At 62.0% G+C, this 15859-nt stretch carries 18 protein-coding genes and 1 pseudogene; 10 read left to right on the plus strand and 9 right to left on the minus strand.

Annotated features, from left to right (window positions below):
* Positions 1-57: 57 nt before the first annotated feature.
* From WBR57_RS21230 to WBR57_RS21255, 6 genes are read right to left on the minus strand one after another with little or no spacing between them, the layout of a single operon-like run.
* Positions 58-399 carry a HopJ type III effector protein gene (locus tag WBR57_RS21230; RefSeq protein ID WP_424086322.1) on the minus strand — a complete coding sequence of 114 codons (342 nt, stop codon included), beginning with the start codon at positions 397-399 and terminating at the stop codon, positions 58-60.
* The gene (locus tag WBR57_RS21235; RefSeq protein WP_010206472.1) at positions 392-688 is read right to left on the minus strand and encodes a DUF1244 domain-containing protein; all 297 of its coding nucleotides are present in this window, start codon (positions 686-688) and stop codon (positions 392-394) included. The genes WBR57_RS21230 and WBR57_RS21235 overlap by 8 nt, the downstream gene beginning before the upstream one ends.
* 16 nt (positions 689-704) lie before the next feature.
* Positions 705-1076: a dihydroneopterin triphosphate 2'-epimerase gene (gene folX, locus WBR57_RS21240; RefSeq protein WP_424086324.1), complete on the minus strand. Its 372-nt coding sequence runs from the start codon at positions 1074-1076 to the stop codon at positions 705-707.
* 2 nt (positions 1077-1078) lie between these two features.
* Positions 1079-1639 carry a GTP cyclohydrolase I FolE gene (gene folE, locus WBR57_RS21245; protein WP_025858052.1) on the minus strand — a complete coding sequence of 187 codons (561 nt, stop codon included), beginning with the start codon at positions 1637-1639 and terminating at the stop codon, positions 1079-1081.
* A 19-nt stretch (positions 1640-1658) separates the two neighbouring features.
* Positions 1659-2369 carry a dihydromonapterin reductase gene (gene folM / locus WBR57_RS21250; RefSeq protein WP_424086327.1) on the minus strand — a complete coding sequence of 237 codons (711 nt, stop codon included), beginning with the start codon at positions 2367-2369 and terminating at the stop codon, positions 1659-1661.
* A gap of 57 nt (positions 2370-2426) precedes the next feature.
* Complete coding sequence (locus WBR57_RS21255) at positions 2427-2987, minus strand: antibiotic biosynthesis monooxygenase (protein WP_424086329.1); 561 nt, start codon at positions 2985-2987, stop codon at positions 2427-2429.
* Between the two features lie 215 nt (positions 2988-3202).
* Between WBR57_RS21255 and WBR57_RS21260 the strand changes: the two genes are divergently transcribed.
* Positions 3203-4159 (plus strand): MerR family transcriptional regulator, encoded by a 957-nt coding sequence (locus WBR57_RS21260; protein ID WP_424086330.1) that lies wholly within the window; start codon positions 3203-3205, stop codon positions 4157-4159.
* Between the two features lie 2 nt (positions 4160-4161).
* Here WBR57_RS21260 and WBR57_RS21265 read toward each other — a convergent pair whose 3' ends face one another.
* Positions 4162-4767, minus strand: coding sequence for a hypothetical protein (locus tag WBR57_RS21265; protein WP_424086332.1), 606 nt, complete (start codon positions 4765-4767; stop codon positions 4162-4164).
* 58 nt (positions 4768-4825) lie between these two features.
* Complete coding sequence (locus WBR57_RS21270; RefSeq protein ID WP_424086334.1) at positions 4826-5293, minus strand: PAS domain-containing protein; 468 nt, start codon at positions 5291-5293, stop codon at positions 4826-4828.
* A gap of 127 nt (positions 5294-5420) precedes the next feature.
* On the opposite strand from WBR57_RS21270, the gene WBR57_RS21275 reads away from it, so the two are divergent.
* Entirely contained in the window at positions 5421-5876 is a 456-nt protein-coding gene (locus WBR57_RS21275) for a flavodoxin (protein ID WP_424086336.1), read from the plus strand.
* Here WBR57_RS21275 and WBR57_RS21280 read toward each other — a convergent pair.
* On the minus strand, positions 5857-6753 hold the full coding sequence (locus WBR57_RS21280; RefSeq protein WP_424086337.1) for a LysR family transcriptional regulator: 897 nt from the start codon (positions 6751-6753) through the stop codon (positions 5857-5859). The genes WBR57_RS21275 and WBR57_RS21280 overlap by 20 nt on opposite strands.
* A 112-nt stretch (positions 6754-6865) precedes the next feature.
* On the opposite strand from WBR57_RS21280, the gene WBR57_RS21285 reads away from it, so the two are divergent.
* From WBR57_RS21285 to WBR57_RS21320, 8 genes and pseudogenes are all read left to right on the plus strand, one after another.
* A complete protein-coding gene (locus WBR57_RS21285; RefSeq protein WP_424086339.1) occupies positions 6866-7252 on the plus strand; it encodes a CidA/LrgA family protein in 387 nt (128 codons plus the stop codon).
* On the plus strand, positions 7242-7928 hold the full coding sequence (locus WBR57_RS21290; RefSeq protein ID WP_424086341.1) for an LrgB family protein: 687 nt from the start codon (positions 7242-7244) through the stop codon (positions 7926-7928). The genes WBR57_RS21285 and WBR57_RS21290 overlap by 11 nt, the downstream gene beginning before the upstream one ends.
* A gap of 150 nt (positions 7929-8078) precedes the next feature.
* Complete coding sequence (locus WBR57_RS21295; RefSeq protein WP_424086343.1) at positions 8079-8861, plus strand: class II aldolase/adducin family protein; 783 nt, start codon at positions 8079-8081, stop codon at positions 8859-8861.
* Complete coding sequence (locus tag WBR57_RS21300) at positions 8861-9763, plus strand: alpha/beta fold hydrolase (protein ID WP_424086345.1); 903 nt, start codon at positions 8861-8863, stop codon at positions 9761-9763. The genes WBR57_RS21295 and WBR57_RS21300 overlap by 1 nt, the downstream gene beginning before the upstream one ends.
* A 118-nt stretch (positions 9764-9881) precedes the next feature.
* A complete protein-coding gene (locus WBR57_RS21305; RefSeq protein ID WP_424086347.1) occupies positions 9882-10793 on the plus strand; it encodes an SDR family oxidoreductase in 912 nt (303 codons plus the stop codon).
* 481 nt (positions 10794-11274) lie between these two features.
* Positions 11275-13065, plus strand: coding sequence for a DUF1302 domain-containing protein (locus WBR57_RS21310; RefSeq protein WP_424086349.1), 1791 nt, complete (start codon positions 11275-11277; stop codon positions 13063-13065).
* Positions 13066-13091: 26 nt separating this feature from the next.
* Positions 13092-14450, plus strand: a complete 1359-nt coding sequence (locus tag WBR57_RS21315) for a DUF1329 domain-containing protein (protein WP_424086351.1) — start codon at positions 13092-13094, stop codon at positions 14448-14450.
* 227 nt (positions 14451-14677) lie between these two features.
* Positions 14678-15859 (plus strand): annotated as a pseudogene (locus WBR57_RS21320) (helix-turn-helix transcriptional regulator); the annotation flags it as partial.

A 15859-nucleotide genomic window follows, 5' to 3' on the forward strand; every position in this document is an offset into this window, starting at 1 on the left:
GACTGACACTCTGCTTTCGCGAGCAAGCCCGCTCCCACATTTTGATCTATGTCTGACTCAGGATTTGCGGGTCAGTGGCTGTGCGGCAAACTTCACACCCGCCAACCCATGCTCGATCAACGCACGAATATTGCCGTGGTCGCTGCCTTCAGGCGTTGCCACTACCGAACGGTAATGCTCACCAAACGCCAGCAGCGCTTCCTCATCGCTCAACCCTTCCAGCAGCGCCAAGCCCAGAGTCTTGCACGACCCTTCGTTCTGCCCGGCGGCGTTTTCCACGCTGCCATTGGTGAAGGCTTGCGGCTGGTAATCGTAACCGGCAGCGACAAACGCCAGGGTGTCGGCAAAGATGTGTTCGCCGCTGTTCAGGCTGGCGCGCAGGGTGTTCAGGTCAGTCATGGGTTTTTCCTTTGGCGAACGCCGCCTGTTGGTCGGCGCTGGCTTCTTTCTGGTATTGGGCTTTCCACTCGGCGTACGGCATGCCGTACACCACTTCACGCGCGTCATCGAGGCTCAGTTCGATCTGGCGCTCGTCGGCCTCGGCCTTGTACCACTTGGACAAGCAGTTGCGGCAGAAGCCCGAGAGGTTCATCAGGTCGATGTTCTGCACATCCTTGCGGCTGTCCAGGTGCGCTACCAACCGGCGGAAGGCGGCAGCTTCGAGTTCGAGACGTTGTTGATCGTTCATAGGGCTCACTTATAGGTCAGCGGCTGGCCGCCAGGGTAATCGACACCGACTCGGCAAAACGCAGCGCATGGGGCTTGTCGACTTCGACTTCGGCATACAGCACCGATTCGTTGCTCATCACCAGATCGAGGATCTCCTGAGTCAGGCGCTCGAGCAGGGCGAAGCGGTTGCCTTCCACATGGGCGATGATCGCCTTGGTGATGGTGCGGTAGTTCAGCGCATGGTCGATATCGTTGTCGCGCACGGCTTCCTGGGCGGCATACAGGATGGCCAGGTTGATCAGCACATCCTGCTTGTTGAGGATTTCATCCTCGTTGATGCCGATGAAGGTGCGCAGGCACAGGTCCTTGACCCGGATGCGCGCCATGCCTGGTTGAAGTTGTGGCATTGCTACTTGCTCCGTCCAATCAGTTGCAGGAATTCCATGCGCGTGGTGTTCGACTCGCGGAACGCGCCGAGCATCACTGAGGTGTTCATGGTTGAGTTCTGTTTTTCCACGCCGCGCATCATCATGCACATGTGCTTGGCCTCAATCACCACGGCCACGCCGGCGGCCTGGGTCACGTCCTGGATGGCGTCGGCGATCTGCCGCGTGAGGTTTTCCTGGATCTGCAGGCGCCTGGCGAACATGTCGACAATGCGCGCCAGCTTCGACAGGCCCAGTACCTTGCCGGTCGGAATATAAGCCACATGGGCCTTGCCGATAAACGGCAGCAGGTGATGCTCGCACAGCGAATACAGCTCGATGTCCTTGAGGATCACCATCTCGTCATTGTCAGAGGCGAACAGCGCGCCGTTGACGATTTCTTCCAGGTTCTGCTCATAGCCATGACACAGGTACTGCATGGCTTTGGCGGCGCGCTTGGGGGTGTCGAGCAAGCCTTCGCGTTCCGGGTCTTCGCCCAGGCCTTTGAGGATCTCGCGGTAATGGTGGGGCAGGGATAAGGTCATACAACATCCTCAAAACGGCTTACTTGATATGCCGCCCGCCGTTGACGGTCAGGGTGGTACCGGTGACATAGGGGTTGTCCAGCAAGTAACGCAGGCTCTGGTAGATCACCTCGGGCCCGGGCTCGATGCCCAGTGCCGACTTGGCCAGGACTTTGCTGCGGTAGGCCGCGTCGTCGCCGTCATTGAACATCACCATCGCCGGGGCGATACCGTTGACCTTGATCAGCGGCGCGAACTGCGCGGCAAACGACAGCGTGAGGCTGTCGAGCCCGGCCTTGGTGGCGCAGTAGGCGATGTGCTGGCGGCTGCCCTTGCGCACCACGTCATCGCTGATATGCACGATATCGGCAGGTGTCGAGCGTTGCAGCAAGGGTGAACAATGCAGGTTGATCAGGTACGGCGCAAGCATGTGCACGCTGAACATGTCGCTAAAGGCGCGGCTTTCGTCGCCGGGTGTTTCCGCGACCCAGGCCGAGGCGTTGTGGATGATCGCGCGCAGGCTGTCGGTCTGGTTTTTCAGCGCGGCGATGAAGTCCAGAATCCCGGCTTCACTCGAAAAGTCGGCAAACACGCCCACCGCGCCACGCTCGCGCAGGGCTTCAACGCCGGGGCGTTCGCTGCGGTAGCTGAACATCACCGGATGGCCTTCGTCCAGCAGGCGCTGGGCGCAATGCAGGCCGACACGCTGGCCGGCGCCGGTGATCAGGATCGGGGCAGGGGAGGAAGTCATGGGGGGCTCGCGTTGCTGGCAGAGTGAAACTATACCAGCGCACGGGCGCCCCTGTACTCACGCGGCAGCTTCGGTGGCCTTGCGCGCTGGCGGGGTAGGGTGCAGCCAGTTGGCCAGCAGGTGTGTCGACAGCGGGATAAACCAATACACCATCAGCGGCGTGAGCGCCATGGTGCTGACCAACACGCGCGGCGCCAGCTCCAGCCCATTGAGCAGCGGCCCGAGGACGAAGTTGAACAGCAGCGACACCGGGAAGAACGCCAACCAGATCGCCACCGCCTGTTTCCAGCGCGGCGGCCGTGCACCCGCGGCACCAAACCAACCGTCGATACCGCTGACGCGATGCTCGGAGGGGTCGGCAAACAACTCGCTGCCACGGCTCAGCCACGCACTGCGCGAGGCGGAAAACTCCCAGGCGTGCAGGGTTTTCTCGTCGGCGAAGCGGAAAATGATCTGGAATTCATCGTCATGGGGCGGCGGTGCGAGCACGCCGGAACCCAGGTAACCGGGAAAGTCCGTGGCCAATTGCTCGCCTTCGCGCAGCCAGGCCATCAATTCTTCATAGCGACCTTTGGCGACGCGGCGCGCAACCATCAAGGTGACGGGTGAGGTAGACATTGTGTATCTCCAAGTAATCAAGTGCACTGGGCCGGGTAGGCGGCGCACACACGAGGCTGCGGGGTGTTGCAGCGACGTAGAAAAAGCAGGCAAGGATTATTCCTGTTTTGACGAAATACGCCAGATACTTTGGTCGGCTCGCCGGGAAGCTTGAATCGAACGAATGAATAGGCGTTAAATGGGATCCAAACCGACACGGAAGTTTCTGACCTCTGATGCCCGAAACTATTGCTCCCCACTACCAGACGGCGCACGCCAGCGGCGCTGACCTCGACGATCTTTTCCCGATTCGTGAAGTCGCCCGGTTGACCGGCGTCAACCCGGTTACGTTGCGCGCCTGGGAGCGTCGCTACGGCCTGATTCAGCCAACCCGCACCGAAAGCGGGCATCGGCTGTACTCGAGCACCGATATCGACACCGTGCACCGCATTCTCGACTGGATCGAGCGCGGCGTCGCCGTGAGCAAAGTCGGCAAGATTCTCGCCCGCGACACCCGCTACAGCGACCCCGCTGCCCTCTCGCGCATCGATACCGAGCGTGAGTGGAGCCAGTGGCAAGCGCAGCTGTGCCTCGCGGTCAACGCTTTCGATGATCGCCAGCTGGATCGCCTGTATGCCCAGGTGTTCGCGGCCTACCCGATTGCAGTGGTGTTCCAGAGCATTCTCATGCCGCTGTGGCAGCAGTTGTTACGCCATCAGGGCCATTTCGGCCAAGCCAGCGAGTGGCTGTTTTTCGACGCATTCCTGCGCGCCCGCGTCGCGCAACGCCTGCATATGGCCAGTGCGGCGCCTACACCTCGGGTGCTGCTGGCGGCCATTGCCGGAGAGTGTCGAGAGTTGGAATTGCTGGTGGCGGGTGTGTTGATCAGCAGCGATGAGCTGGCGGTCAAAGTGTTTGCCATCGGCCAGCCGTTTGATGAGTTGACGTTGGTTTGCGAGAAGACCCGGCCGCGTGCGCTGGTACTGTTCTCCAATCGCTCACCCGGCGCTGAGTTGCCGTTGCGCCTCGAACGTTTGGCCCTGACCCTGCCTTGCCCGCTACTGCTGGCCGGCGATGCGGCGGACCTGGCCGAAGAACGCCTGGCGGGCTCTTCCATCGGTTGCCTGGGGAATGAAGGGCGATCGATGCAGCACCGCCTGCAGCAGTTTCTGCGCGGTAGCCTCGACACCTGATCTCAGGCGTGGGCCTCGGGGTGTATCAAGCGGTGCCGGTGCAGGATGAAATGGCGCAAGCGCTCGGTTTCGTCCACATCGCTTTGATCCAGGTGGTAGGCAAACAAGCCGCGGGCGGTTTCACGCTGCAGCGTGCCACGCAGGGTGATGCGTTCGTAGCCGGAAGGGCTGAACCACAGGCAAAAGGTTTTCGGCGGCTTGATTCGGCCTCGAATCTCTACCAGCACACCCTTGAATGACACTTCGTGCACCCAGAGCGCGCTCGGGTTGCCCCTGATATTCTCCAGCACAACCGGCGTTTCAAGGGCCAGGCGCCAGGGGCGGATCATCGGCCCGTCTTCGAAAATAGTCGGCACGCCCAGGCGCAGATGCAGCGCATGAAACTCGTCTTCCACCAGATGCAGCGGGAACGTGAGCTGCTGATTTTCGAACTGCGCCTGGATGGTCAGTTGATCATGGGCGGCGAGCCGCGTGAGCAAGTCGCGTATCTGCGCACCGCCGTTGACGGTCAGGCTCGACGACGCATCGCGCAGGTTGAGCTGCGGGTTGTGTTGCATCTTCTGGATAAAATCCAGCTCGTCCTGCGTCAGAAGCGTGTCGCGATGCATGAGTCTTGCTCAAGAGTGAGGCATTAAAACGCCATTATCCGCTTAAACGCGGCTTTGTCTAAGTGTTGTCTGTTGCGCCTTTCGATTTGAGCGCTGCCAGCTCCGCTTTGACCTCGGCCAGCTCGGCTTCCAGCTGTAACACGCGCTGTTGGGCCCTGACCTGAAGGGTGACATCTTTTTGCACGCCGACGAAATACGTCTGCTTGTCAGCCTCGTTATACATGGTCGACAACGACAATTCATTCCAGAAGTGGCTGCCATCCTTGCGGTAGTTGCGCAGGGTTTCGCGGCAGGCACCGTTATTTTCCAGCGCTGCACGGATAGCGATCAGCGCCGGCTGGTCACGGTCGCCGGACTGCAGGAAACGGCAGTCCTGGTAAAGGGCTTCGTCCTGGGTGTAACCGGTCATCCGTACGAACGCCGGGTTAACGTAGATCAGCGGTTTATCCCTGCCTTCCCGTTCGGCAATGACGATGCCGTCGTTGGAAGCGTCAACCACCATTTGCATCAGTTGCGCGTTGATCATGGGCGGTCCATGGGTTGTTCTTCGAGAGGCAGTTTATGACATGCGCTGAATGTTGCACGGCGCGCGCCGAAATATTTGCGACAGCTGCTAATATCCCACGCTTTCACTCAACGACAGGATCAGATTGATGAAAGTCGCCATCCTTTCCGGCTCGGTGTACGGCACGGCTGAAGAAGTCGCCCGCCACGCCGCTGGCATCCTCAACGCCGCCGGCTTTGAAGCCTGGCACAACCCACGCGCCAACCTGGCGGACGTGCTGGCGTATGCCCCTGAAGCCTTCCTGGCGGTGACTTCAACCACCGGCATGGGTGAATTGCCGGACAACCTGCAGCCGCTGTACTCGACGATTCGCGACCAGTTGCCTGCTGCCTGGCGCGGCCTGCCCGGCGCAGTGATCGGCTTGGGGGACGCCAGCTACGGCGACACCTACTGTGGCGGCGGCGAGCAGATGCGCGAGCTGTTCGGCGAGTTGGGCGTGCGCGAAGTGCTGCCGATGCTGCGCCTGGACGCCAGTGAAAGCGTGACCCCGGAAGCCGACGCCGAACCGTGGCTGGCCGAGCTGGTCACTGCACTGCGCGCTTGACCGGGAATTCGCGCAGCAATGCCAGCCAGGCTTGCGCGGCTTTTGACAGATACGCGCCTTCGCGCCAGATAAAGGCAATGTCCCAGCGCAGGTAATCGGGCGCCTTCAGCGTGAGGCGCACCACTCCTGGCCGCACCAGCGCACGCGCCACCACGCTGGGCAGCAGCACCACGCCCTGGCCGGCGGCGACCAGCGCGGCGAGGAAATCCGCCTGGCCGCTGCGGCCGATTTCCTTCGGGGTAAAGCCCAGTTGCTGACACGCCTGCAGAAGCCGGTCGTTGAGCACGAAACTGCGCTGGTACATCAGGAAGGGCGTGTCGGCCAATTCTTCCAGGCGCACCTGGGCGTTTTGCGCCAACGGGTGATCAATCGGCAGTAGCGCGTCCAGCGGTTCATCGCAAAACGCCTGCCAGGCAAATGCCGGGTCGCTGGGTTTCAAGCTGCCGCCTACGTCCAGTTCGCCGCTGAGAATCGCCTGTTCGATATGCCGGCTGCCGCTCTCCAGCAACTGGATGGTGACGTTCGGGTAACGCCTGCGGTACTCGGCAAACAGCCCGGCAAACAGCGTGTCACCCGCCAGCAGCGGCAGGCCCAGGCGCTGCTCGCCACGGGTGAGCTGGTGCATATCGTCCAACTCACTCAGCAGTTCGGTTTGCAGGCGCAGCATGTCTTGCGCGCGTTGCAATACCACTTGGCCGGCGGCGGTCAGGCGGATCTGCGAACCGATGCGGTCGAGCAGCGGCGTACCGAGGCTTTGCTCCAGGTGCGCGACCTGCTTGCTGACCGCAGATTGGCTGATGTGCAAGGTCTTGGCGGCCTGGGTAAACCCGCCGCGTTGGACCACTTCGACAAAACTGCGCAGCTGCTTGAATTCCATGGGCGTGATTCCGTGCGTTCTATTCCATAGCGGAATAGGAGGCAGTCTAACAATTCGCTGTGGGGATGGGAGGTGGCTCTTTAAACTGGGCACCTGCGAGGACCCAATGCCCATGAAACGTTTCCCCCTCAAACACCTTGGCCGCCTGCTGACCGAATTGGTCGTGCTGCTGGCTATCTATTTCCTGGGCTGCCAATTGGCAGTGTGGCTGGCGTGGCCGATTCCGGGTGGCGTGGTGGGCCTGGGGCTGCTGCTGGCAACGTTCGCCAGTGGGCTGGTCAAACCGGCCGCCCTGCAATTGGGCGCGGGTGTATTGATGGCCGAGATGCTGCTGTTCTTTATTCCCGCCCTGATGAGCCTGCTCGACTACGGTGGCTTGCTGCGCAATGACGGCTGGCGCATCTTGCTGGTGATCGGCATCAGCACGCTGTCGGTGATGCTGGTCACGGCGTTTACCGTTGAACTGGTGTGCCGCTGGAAACTGCGCCGTGAAGCTTGAGCTGATGCCGGTGTTCTGGCTCGCCCTGACCCTGTGCGCCTATGTGTTCAGTCGCTGGATCTACCGCCGCACCGGGCGCTATCTGCTGTCACCGTTGATCCTGGTGCCGGTATTGCTGCTGGCGGTGGCCGTGCCGATGAACACCGCGTATGCCGAATACGCCGCCGACACCCACTGGCTGATGCTGGTGCTTGGCCCGGTGACCGTAGCGTTTGCGGTGCCGATCTGGCAGCAGCGTCGGTTGCTGGCGCGGCACTGGTCGGCGTTGCTGTTGGGCATGGTGGCCGGTAGCGCGGCGTCTATCGCCACCTCGTTCGGCCTGGCCAAAGCGCTGGCGCTGGACAGCTCGGTGACGATGTCGCTGGTGCCGCGCTCGATCACCACGCCGTTCGCCATGCCGGTGTCGTCCGATCTGGGCGGCGTGCCGGAACTCACCGCGGTGTTCGTGATGTTCACCGGGGTGTTCGGGGCCATGCTCGGCGGTGTGCTGCTCAAATGGCTGCCGTTGCGCACGCCATTGGCGCGCGGTGCATTGTTCGGCGTAGGCGCCCACGGCGCGGGTGTCAGCCGCGCCCATGAAGTGGGCGGCGAAGAAGGCTCGGTCGCCGGCCTGGTGATGGTTTTGACGGGCTTGCTCAACCTGTTCGCGGTGCCTTTATTGGCGGCGTTTCTCTGACGCGCTTTGAGCAACTTTGAACTATTCTCTGTGCTGACCCGCTCGGTCATCAAGCTGGCTGCGAAGGCAACTACGCGAGCCATGAGGTCTGACTAGACTGGCCCTTCACCCAAAAAAACAATAAGAAAGTGCGCCAAGGAGGTCATTGCCGTGAGCCTAGCCCCCGTTCAATCGCCACAGAATGTCAAAGACCAGGTCAGCGCTGCCGAATGGCAAGCCCGTGTCGACCTGGCTGCCTGTTATCGCCTGGTCGCGCTGCACGGCTGGGATGACCTGATCTTCACGCACATCTCGGCCAAGGTGCCGGGCACCGATGACTTCCTGATCAACCCGTACGGGCTGATGTTCCATGAAATCACCGCGTCAAGCCTGGTCAAGGTCGACCAGGCCGGCAACAAGCTGATGGACAGCCCCTACGAGATCAACCCCGCGGGCTACACCATTCACAGCGCCATCCATGAAGTCCGTCACGATGTGACCTGCGTGCTGCACACCCACACCGCCGCCGGTGTCGCGGTGGCGGCGCAGAAGCAGGGTATTCTGCCGATCAGCCAGCAATCGATTTTCGTGTTGTCGAGCCTGGCCTACCACGCCTACGAGGGCGTGGCGTTGAACCACGAAGAGAAGGCCCGGCTGCAGGCCGACCTGGGCGACAATAATTTCCTGATGCTGCACAACCATGGCCTGCTGACCTGCGGCAGCACCATTGCCGACACCTTCCTGATGATGTTCACCTTCCAGCGCGCCTGCGATATCCAGGTGCTGGCGCAGAACGGCGGCGCTGAATTGATCCACATCGGGCCGCAGATTCTTGCCGGGGCCAAGGCCATGGTGGCCGCGGTCACAAAGAGTGCACAAGGTATGGGGGGCGCGCTGGCCTGGCCGGCGCTGCTGCGTAAGTTGGACAGCCAAGACCCTGGGTATAAAAGCTGATGCCACTCGCCGAGATCCCGCTCAGAGCCTGGCGCAAGCGCGGTCAGGAATTTGTCTTTCGTGGCCGTGCGATCCGTTACTGGGTGGCGGGGCAGGGCGAACCGTTGCTGCTGATTCATGGCTTCCCCACCGCCAGCTGGGACTGGCATTACCTGTGGCAACCCCTGGCCCAACGTAACCTGGTAATCGCCTGCGACATGCTCGGGTTTGGCGACTCGGCCAAGCCGCTGGATCACGACTATTGCCTGCTGGAGCAGGCGGATTTGCAACAAGCCCTGCTTGAACACCTGCGGGTGGATCAACCGGTGCACGTGCTCGCCCACGATTACGGTGACAGCGTGGCCCAGGAACTGTTGGCGCGGCACTATGAGGGCCGCTTTCAGATGGCCAGCTGCGTGTTCCTCAATGGCGGGTTGTTCCCCGAAACCCATCGCCCGGCGCTGGTGCAAAAACTCCTGCTCAGCCCGCTTGGCTGGATGATCGGCCGCGCGTTTGGGCGTAACGCCTTGTCGGACAGCTTCAGCCAGATTTTCGGGCCCAATACGCGCCCCAGTGAAAGCGCGCTGGATGACTTCTGGAGCCTGATCAGTTGCAACGACGGCCCACGAATCCTGCACAAACTGATCGCCTACATCCCCCAGCGCCGGCGCCTGCGCGAACGTTGGGTGGATGCGATGCAGCGTGGCGAGGTGCCGCTGCGGGTCATCGACGGTGAGGTCGACCCGATTTCCGGTGGGCATATGGTCGAACGCTACCACCAGTTGGTGCCGCAGGCCGACACGGTGTTGCTGGCCAATATCGGCCACTATCCGCAGATCGAGGCGCCGCTGCAGGTGCTCAAGCATTACCTGGCCTTTCGTGACCGGGTCGGGCAGCCCACGCCGAGTGTGGCGTATTCCTGAACCGGGCAATCATCCCGCTGCCTTATCGAGCACCATTCAGCGCCGGCCGTATTTATTGTGACCCGCGCTCGCTTGCCTGACACTCGGACCATTCCCATTGTCGCCATTGGAGTTCGGTATGAGTGAGTCAGTGCAGTTCCAGGATAAGGTCGTGATCGTCACCGGTGCCGGCGGCGGGCTGGGCCGTGCCCATGCACTGTTGTTCGCCAAACATGGCGCTAAAGTGCTGGTCAACGATCTTGGCGGTTCCACCCAGGGCGAAGGCGCCAACGCCTCGGCCGCTGACCGTGTGGTAGCGGAAATCCGCGAGGCCGGTGGGATCGCCGAAGCCAACCATGACTCTGTCACCGAAGGTGACAAGATCGTGCAGAACGCCCTCGACGCCTTCGGCCGCATCGACGTGGTGGTCAACAACGCCGGGATCCTGCGTGACAAGACCTTTCACAAAATGGACGACAGCGACTGGGACCTGGTTTACCAGGTGCATGTCGAAGGCGCCTACAAAGTCACCCGCGCCGCCTGGCCGCATCTGCGTGAGCAAGGCTATGGCCGGGTGATCTTCACTTCGTCCACCTCGGGCATCTACGGCAACTTCGGCCAATCCAACTACGGCATGGCCAAGCTCGGCCTGTATGGTTTGACCCGCACCCTGGCGCTGGAAGGGCGCAAGAACAACATCCTGGTCAATGCGATCGCCCCTACCGGCGGCACGCGCATGACCGAAGGCCTGATCCCGCCGCAAGTGTTCGAGCGCCTCAAGCCGGAACTGGTCAGCCCGCTGGTGGTGTACCTGGGCAGCGAGGCGTGCCAGGAAACGTCGGGGTTGTTTGAAGTGGGCGGCGGCTGGGTCGGCAAGACCCGCTGGGAGCGTAGCCTGGGGGTGGGCTTTGACCCGGAGGCCGGGTTCTCGCCGGACGACGTGGCCGCGCATTGGGCGCAGATCTGCGACTTCGAAGGCGCCGCGCACCCCAAGGACACGATCGAGGCCTTGAAGGAGATGATGGCCAATCTGCAAAAATTCAGCCTGTGATCGTTGCTTGAAAAAGATTGAATCCACGGGGCGCTCAAGGCGCCCCGTTTTATTTCAGGCAAAAAAAAGCCGCTGCAAACGCAGCGGCTGAAGTAAGACGTTTGATCAAGGAGCAATAAATCAACGTCAGTGAACACCGGTAACAGATTGAAAAAACGCATCAATCCATTTAAGTCTGGCTTGTCTCCCGGTAGCGGGAGCGGGCTGTCTGCCCTGAAAGCCCGCCAAGAATAGTCGCTTGTAACAAAATGAGTAATAGCAGTTCAGGACAAGGACTGTTACCAGATCGGCAACAGTTCACCCGCACGCCATCCATTCCCCTGATAACCCGCCATCCATCCCGCGCATGAGCCCGCGCAGGTCCCGGCCAGAGCGCCTGGTAATCCTTTCGGGCGATAGCACGAATCCCTCCTTGGTGCGCTTATCGCTCCTGACGGGCGGCAGTAGGGTGGGGCCTTCTGTCACTCACCGGGGAAGACGCATGACAAGAACAACAATGCGCGCCATCTTCAGGCCACAGGCGCTGGCCGCTGCGGTTGCACTGGGATGCTGTGCCCAGGCACAGGCTGTTTCATTCAACATTGGCGAGATCGAAGGGCAATTCGACTCCTCGCTGTCGGTGGGCGCGAGTTGGGGCATGCGCGATGCCGATAAAAAGCTGGTGGGCACCGTCAATGGTGGCACCGGGCAGGCGTCCACCGGGGATGACGGGCGGCTGAATTTCAAGAAGGGCGAAACCTTCTCCAAGATCTTCAAGGGCCTGCACGACCTGGAGCTGAAGTACGGCGACACCGGCGTGTTTGTGCGCGGCAAGTACTGGTATGACTTCGAGTTGCAGGACGAAGACCGCGAGTTCAAGCCGATCAGCAACCACAACCGCAAGGAAGGCGCCAAATCCAGCGGTGCGCAGATCCTCGATGCGTTCGTCTATCACAACTACTCATTGGGCGACCTGCCCGGCACCGTGCGCGCGGGCAAGCAGGTGGTCAGTTGGGGCGAAAGTACCTTCATCGGCAACTCCATCAACAGCATCAACCCGATCGACGTGTCGGCGTTCCGCCGCCCAGGCGCGGAGATCAAGGAAGGCTTGATCCCGGTGAACATGCTGTTCGCGTCCCAGGGCCTGACCAACCAACTGACCGTTGAAGGCTTCTACCAGTTGGAGTGGGACCAGACCGTGCTGGATAACTGCGGCACCTTTTTCGGTGGCGATGTGGCGGCGGATGGCTGCACCAACAACTACACCGTGGGCAACCCGGCGATTGCACCGTTGCAACCGGTGGCCGCCGCGTTCGGCCAAGGGTTTGGCGTGACGCCAGAAGGGGTCATCGTGCGCCGTGCCGGTGACCGCGATGCGCGCGATTCCGGCCAGTTCGGCGCGGCCTTGCGCTGGTTGGGGGATGACACCGAGTACGGCCTTTACTTCATGAACTACCACAGCCGCACGCCGACCGTGGGCACCATCACCAACAACACCAGCCTGGCCACGCTCGGCGCGGTTGCCGGCACTGCCAACGGCCTGGCGCCAGGCTCCGGTGCAGGTCTGGTACAGAGCTTGATGCTTGGCCGTGGCCAGTATTACCTGGACTACCCGGAAGACATCCGCCTGTTCGGCGCCAGCTTCTCCACCACCTTGCCCACCGGCACGGCGTGGACCGGCGAAATCAGCTACCGCCCGAATGCGCCGGTGCAACTCAATACCACTGACCTGACCCTGGCCCTGATCAACCCGGTCGCCGGCCAATTGGCCTCGCCCATCCGCAGCAACTTCGGCGACGACAACAAAGGCTACCGCCGCAAGGAAATCACCCAGATCCAGAGCTCCATGACCCAGTTCTTCGACCAGGTGCTGGGGGCCGAACGCCTGACCGTGGTGGGCGAGGCTGCCATCGTGCACGTCGCCGGGCTGGAAGATAAATCCAAACTGCGTTACGGCCGCGACTCGGTGTACGGCGCCTACGGGTTTCAGGGCGACACCGACGGCTTCGTCACCTCGACCTCCTGGGGCTACCGCGCCCGCGCGATCCTCGACTACAACAACGTGATCGCCGGGATCAACCTCAAGCCCAACCTGTCCTGGTCCCATGACGTCGCCGGCTACGGCCCCAACGGCCTGTTCAACAAGGGCGCCAAGGCCATCAGCGCGGGCGTGGACGCGGACTACCGCAACACCTACACCGCCAGCCTGAGCTACACCGACTTCTTTGGCGGCGACTACAACACCCTGACCGACCGCGACTTCCTCGCCCTCAGCTTCGGCGTGAACTTCTGATCTGGCTTAAAGAAGGACAAGAATCCATGCGTAAGACAATTGCAGTGTTGGCCCTCAGCCTGTTGGCTGCCAACGTAATGGCGGCGGTGACGCCGGAAGAGGCGGCCAAGCTGGGCACCACCCTGACCCCGGTCGGTGCGGAAAAAGCCGGGAACGCCGACGGCTCGATCCCGGCCTGGACCGGCGGCATCCCGAAAAACGCCGGTGCAGTGGACAGCAAGGGCTTCCTCGCCGACCCATTCGCCAATGAAAAACCGCTGTTCGTGATCACCGCCGCGACCGTCGACAAATACAAGGACAAACTCTCCGACGGCCAGGTGGCGATGTTCAAGCGCTACCCCGAGACCTACAAGATCCCGGTGTACCCGAGCCACCGCACGGTCAACCTGCCGCCGGAGATCTACGAGTCGATCAAGCGCAGCGCGCTGAACGTCAAGCCGATCAACGATGGCAACGGCCTGGAAGGGTTCACCGGCAACCGCTACTACGCGTTCCCGATTCCCAAGAATGGCGTGGAGGTGCTGTGGAACCACATCACCCGCTACCACGGCGGCAACCTGCGCCGCATCATCACCCAGGCCACGCCGCAGACCAACGGCAGCTACACGCCGATCCGTTTCGAGGAAGAGGTGGCGGTGCCGCAACTGATCCCGGACATGGACCCGGCCAAGGCGGCCAACGTGCTGACCTTCTTCAAGCAATCGGTGACGGCGCCCGCGCGCCTGGCGGGCAACGTGCTGCTGGTGCACGAGACCCTCGACCAAGTGAAGGAGCCGCGCCTGGCGTGGATCTACAACGCCGGCCAACGCCGCGTGCGCCGCGCACCGCAAGTGGCCTATGACGGGCCGGGTACCGCCGCCGACGGGTTGCGCACCTCCGACAACTTCGACATGTTCTCCGGCGCGCCCGACCGCTATGACTGGAAGCTGGTGGGCAAGAAGGAAATGTACATTCCCTACAACAGCTACAAGCTCGACCAGCCGACCCTCAAGTACGACGACATCATCAAGGCCGGGCACATCAACCAGGACCTGACCCGCTATGAGCTGCACCGCGTGTGGGAAGTGGTCGGCACCGTCAAGCCGAGCGAGCGGCATATCTACGCCAAGCGCCACATGTACATCGACGAAGACAGCTGGCAGGTCGCGCTGGTGGATCACTATGACGGTCGTGGCCAACTGTGGCGTGTCGCCGAAGGCCATGCGCAGTTCTACTACAACCACCAGACCCCGGCCTACACCGTGGAGACTCTGTACGACATCATCGCCGGGCGCTACCTCGCGCTGGGCATGAAGAACGAGGAGAAGAGCAGCTTTGTGTTCGGCTTCAACGCGAAGGCGGCGGACTACACCCCGGCCGCGCTGCGGGCCGAAGGCGTGCGCTGATCCCGGTTCACAATAAGGGCAAAATGTGGGAGGGGGCTTGCCCCCGATGGCTTAGTGTCAGTCGATGAAGATTTGACTGATACACCGCTATCGGGGGCAAGCCCCCTCCCACATTTGGTTTTACGCATGCCTTGAAATCACCCCGCTGAATACTTCTTCAACAACCGCCAGCCACAGGACTAGGGTAAGCGCCAGGTTGCACAACAATAAGAACGCAGGATGCAGCAATGACCGCCATGACACGCTGCCTGGACCGTCCTGGATTCATGCCTCGGCTGTCCGCCCACCATCTGCTGCGCCCGCGCCTGGCCGAGCCTTTGCTGGCGGCCCAGGTCCGGGTCAGATTGCTCTGTGCACCGGGCGGCAGCGGCAAGAGCGCCTTGCTCGGCGAATGTGCGTTGCAGGCGCCAGCGGGTTGCCAGGTGTACTGGTTGCCGTTGAACGGCGTTGCCCTCAGCCCCCTCGATCTGTGCCAGCGCCTGGCGCAAAACCTCGGCCTGGGCTTTACCGATGAAGCCACGCTGCTGCTGGACCTCAGCCGCTGGCAGGCGCCCGCGTGGTTGTTCCTCGATGATTTCTGCCGACTGCCGGCCCCCGACACCGACGCCTTGCTCGACCGCCTGCTCACCGCCGGCAGCCCGGCCCTGACCTGGTGGATTGGTGCAAGGCGGCGGCCGGCGTGTAATTGGCCGCGCCTGCTGCTCGACGATGAGCTGCTGGAATGCAGCGCCGAGCTGGCCTTCAGCTCGGCCGAGATCCAGCAACTACTCAGCCAGGCGCCCGGGCATTCCGTCGACAGCGTATTGCAGTTCAGCGCCGGCTGGTGCGCTGGCGTGCGCATCGCTTTGCTGGGCGATGGTCACCCCGAAAAAACCTTGCTCGACTACCTGCAACATGAACTGCTGAGCACGCTCCCGCCCGAGCTGGCCGAAGCCTGGCGCGTGCTGGCCCATCTGCCGCGTTTCAACCAGGGGCTGTGCGAGCATCTGTTCGGCTATGGCGACGGCGGTCAATACCTACGTGATTTACAAGCCATCGGCGCGTTTATCCAGGCATGGGAAGACACCGATGGCTGGTTGCAGGTGTTCCCGCCCCTGACTCGGCTGCTGCGCGATGAACCCTGGGCGGCGAAGCGCTCGTGGCATCGGCGCGCCTGCCAGTGGTTCAGCGCCGAGCAAGACTGGCAGGCCGCGTTCGAGCAGGCCCTGTTGGCTGAAGAATACGAGGTGGCGGTCAGCCTGCTGCAGCACTTCAGTTTCGAAGACCTTTTTCGCCAGCAGAACGCCGTGCTGTTGCTGCGCCTGCATGAACAGCACGGCGATGAATTGATGCTCGGCTCGGCGCAACTGGTGGGCCTGGTGACCGCCACGTTGCTGTTTGCCGGGCGTTTCGACCAGGCTGCGCAATGC

Source organism: Pseudomonas sp., from assembly GCF_049590575.1.
GTDB lineage: Bacteria > Pseudomonadota > Gammaproteobacteria > Pseudomonadales > Pseudomonadaceae > Aquipseudomonas.

Coding starts and splice junctions, on each gene's coding strand:
- WBR57_RS21315 (WP_424086351.1), top strand. CDS start 13,092: ATGCGTAAGACAATTGCAGTGTTGGCCCTCAGCCTGTTGGCTGCCAAC.
- WBR57_RS21285 (WP_424086339.1), top strand. CDS start 6,866: ATGAAACGTTTCCCCCTCAAACACCTTGGCCGCCTGCTGACCGAATTG.
- WBR57_RS21255 (WP_424086329.1), bottom strand. CDS start 2,987: ATGTCTACCTCACCCGTCACCTTGATGGTTGCGCGCCGCGTCGCCAAA.
- WBR57_RS21270 (WP_424086334.1), bottom strand. CDS start 5,293: ATGATCAACGCGCAACTGATGCAAATGGTGGTTGACGCTTCCAACGAC.
- WBR57_RS21275 (WP_424086336.1), top strand. CDS start 5,421: ATGAAAGTCGCCATCCTTTCCGGCTCGGTGTACGGCACGGCTGAAGAA.
- WBR57_RS21260 (WP_424086330.1), top strand. CDS start 3,203: ATGCCCGAAACTATTGCTCCCCACTACCAGACGGCGCACGCCAGCGGC.
- folX (WP_424086324.1), bottom strand. CDS start 1,076: ATGCCACAACTTCAACCAGGCATGGCGCGCATCCGGGTCAAGGACCTG.
- WBR57_RS21300 (WP_424086345.1), top strand. CDS start 8,861: ATGCCACTCGCCGAGATCCCGCTCAGAGCCTGGCGCAAGCGCGGTCAG.
- WBR57_RS21265 (WP_424086332.1), bottom strand. CDS start 4,767: ATGCATCGCGACACGCTTCTGACGCAGGACGAGCTGGATTTTATCCAG.
- WBR57_RS21310 (WP_424086349.1), top strand. CDS start 11,275: ATGACAAGAACAACAATGCGCGCCATCTTCAGGCCACAGGCGCTGGCC.
- WBR57_RS21280 (WP_424086337.1), bottom strand. CDS start 6,753: ATGGAATTCAAGCAGCTGCGCAGTTTTGTCGAAGTGGTCCAACGCGGC.
- WBR57_RS21305 (WP_424086347.1), top strand. CDS start 9,882: ATGAGTGAGTCAGTGCAGTTCCAGGATAAGGTCGTGATCGTCACCGGT.
- WBR57_RS21235 (WP_010206472.1), bottom strand. CDS start 688: ATGAACGATCAACAACGTCTCGAACTCGAAGCTGCCGCCTTCCGCCGG.
- WBR57_RS21230 (WP_424086322.1), bottom strand. CDS start 399: ATGACTGACCTGAACACCCTGCGCGCCAGCCTGAACAGCGGCGAACAC.
- folM (WP_424086327.1), bottom strand. CDS start 2,369: ATGACTTCCTCCCCTGCCCCGATCCTGATCACCGGCGCCGGCCAGCGT.
- folE (WP_025858052.1), bottom strand. CDS start 1,639: ATGACCTTATCCCTGCCCCACCATTACCGCGAGATCCTCAAAGGCCTG.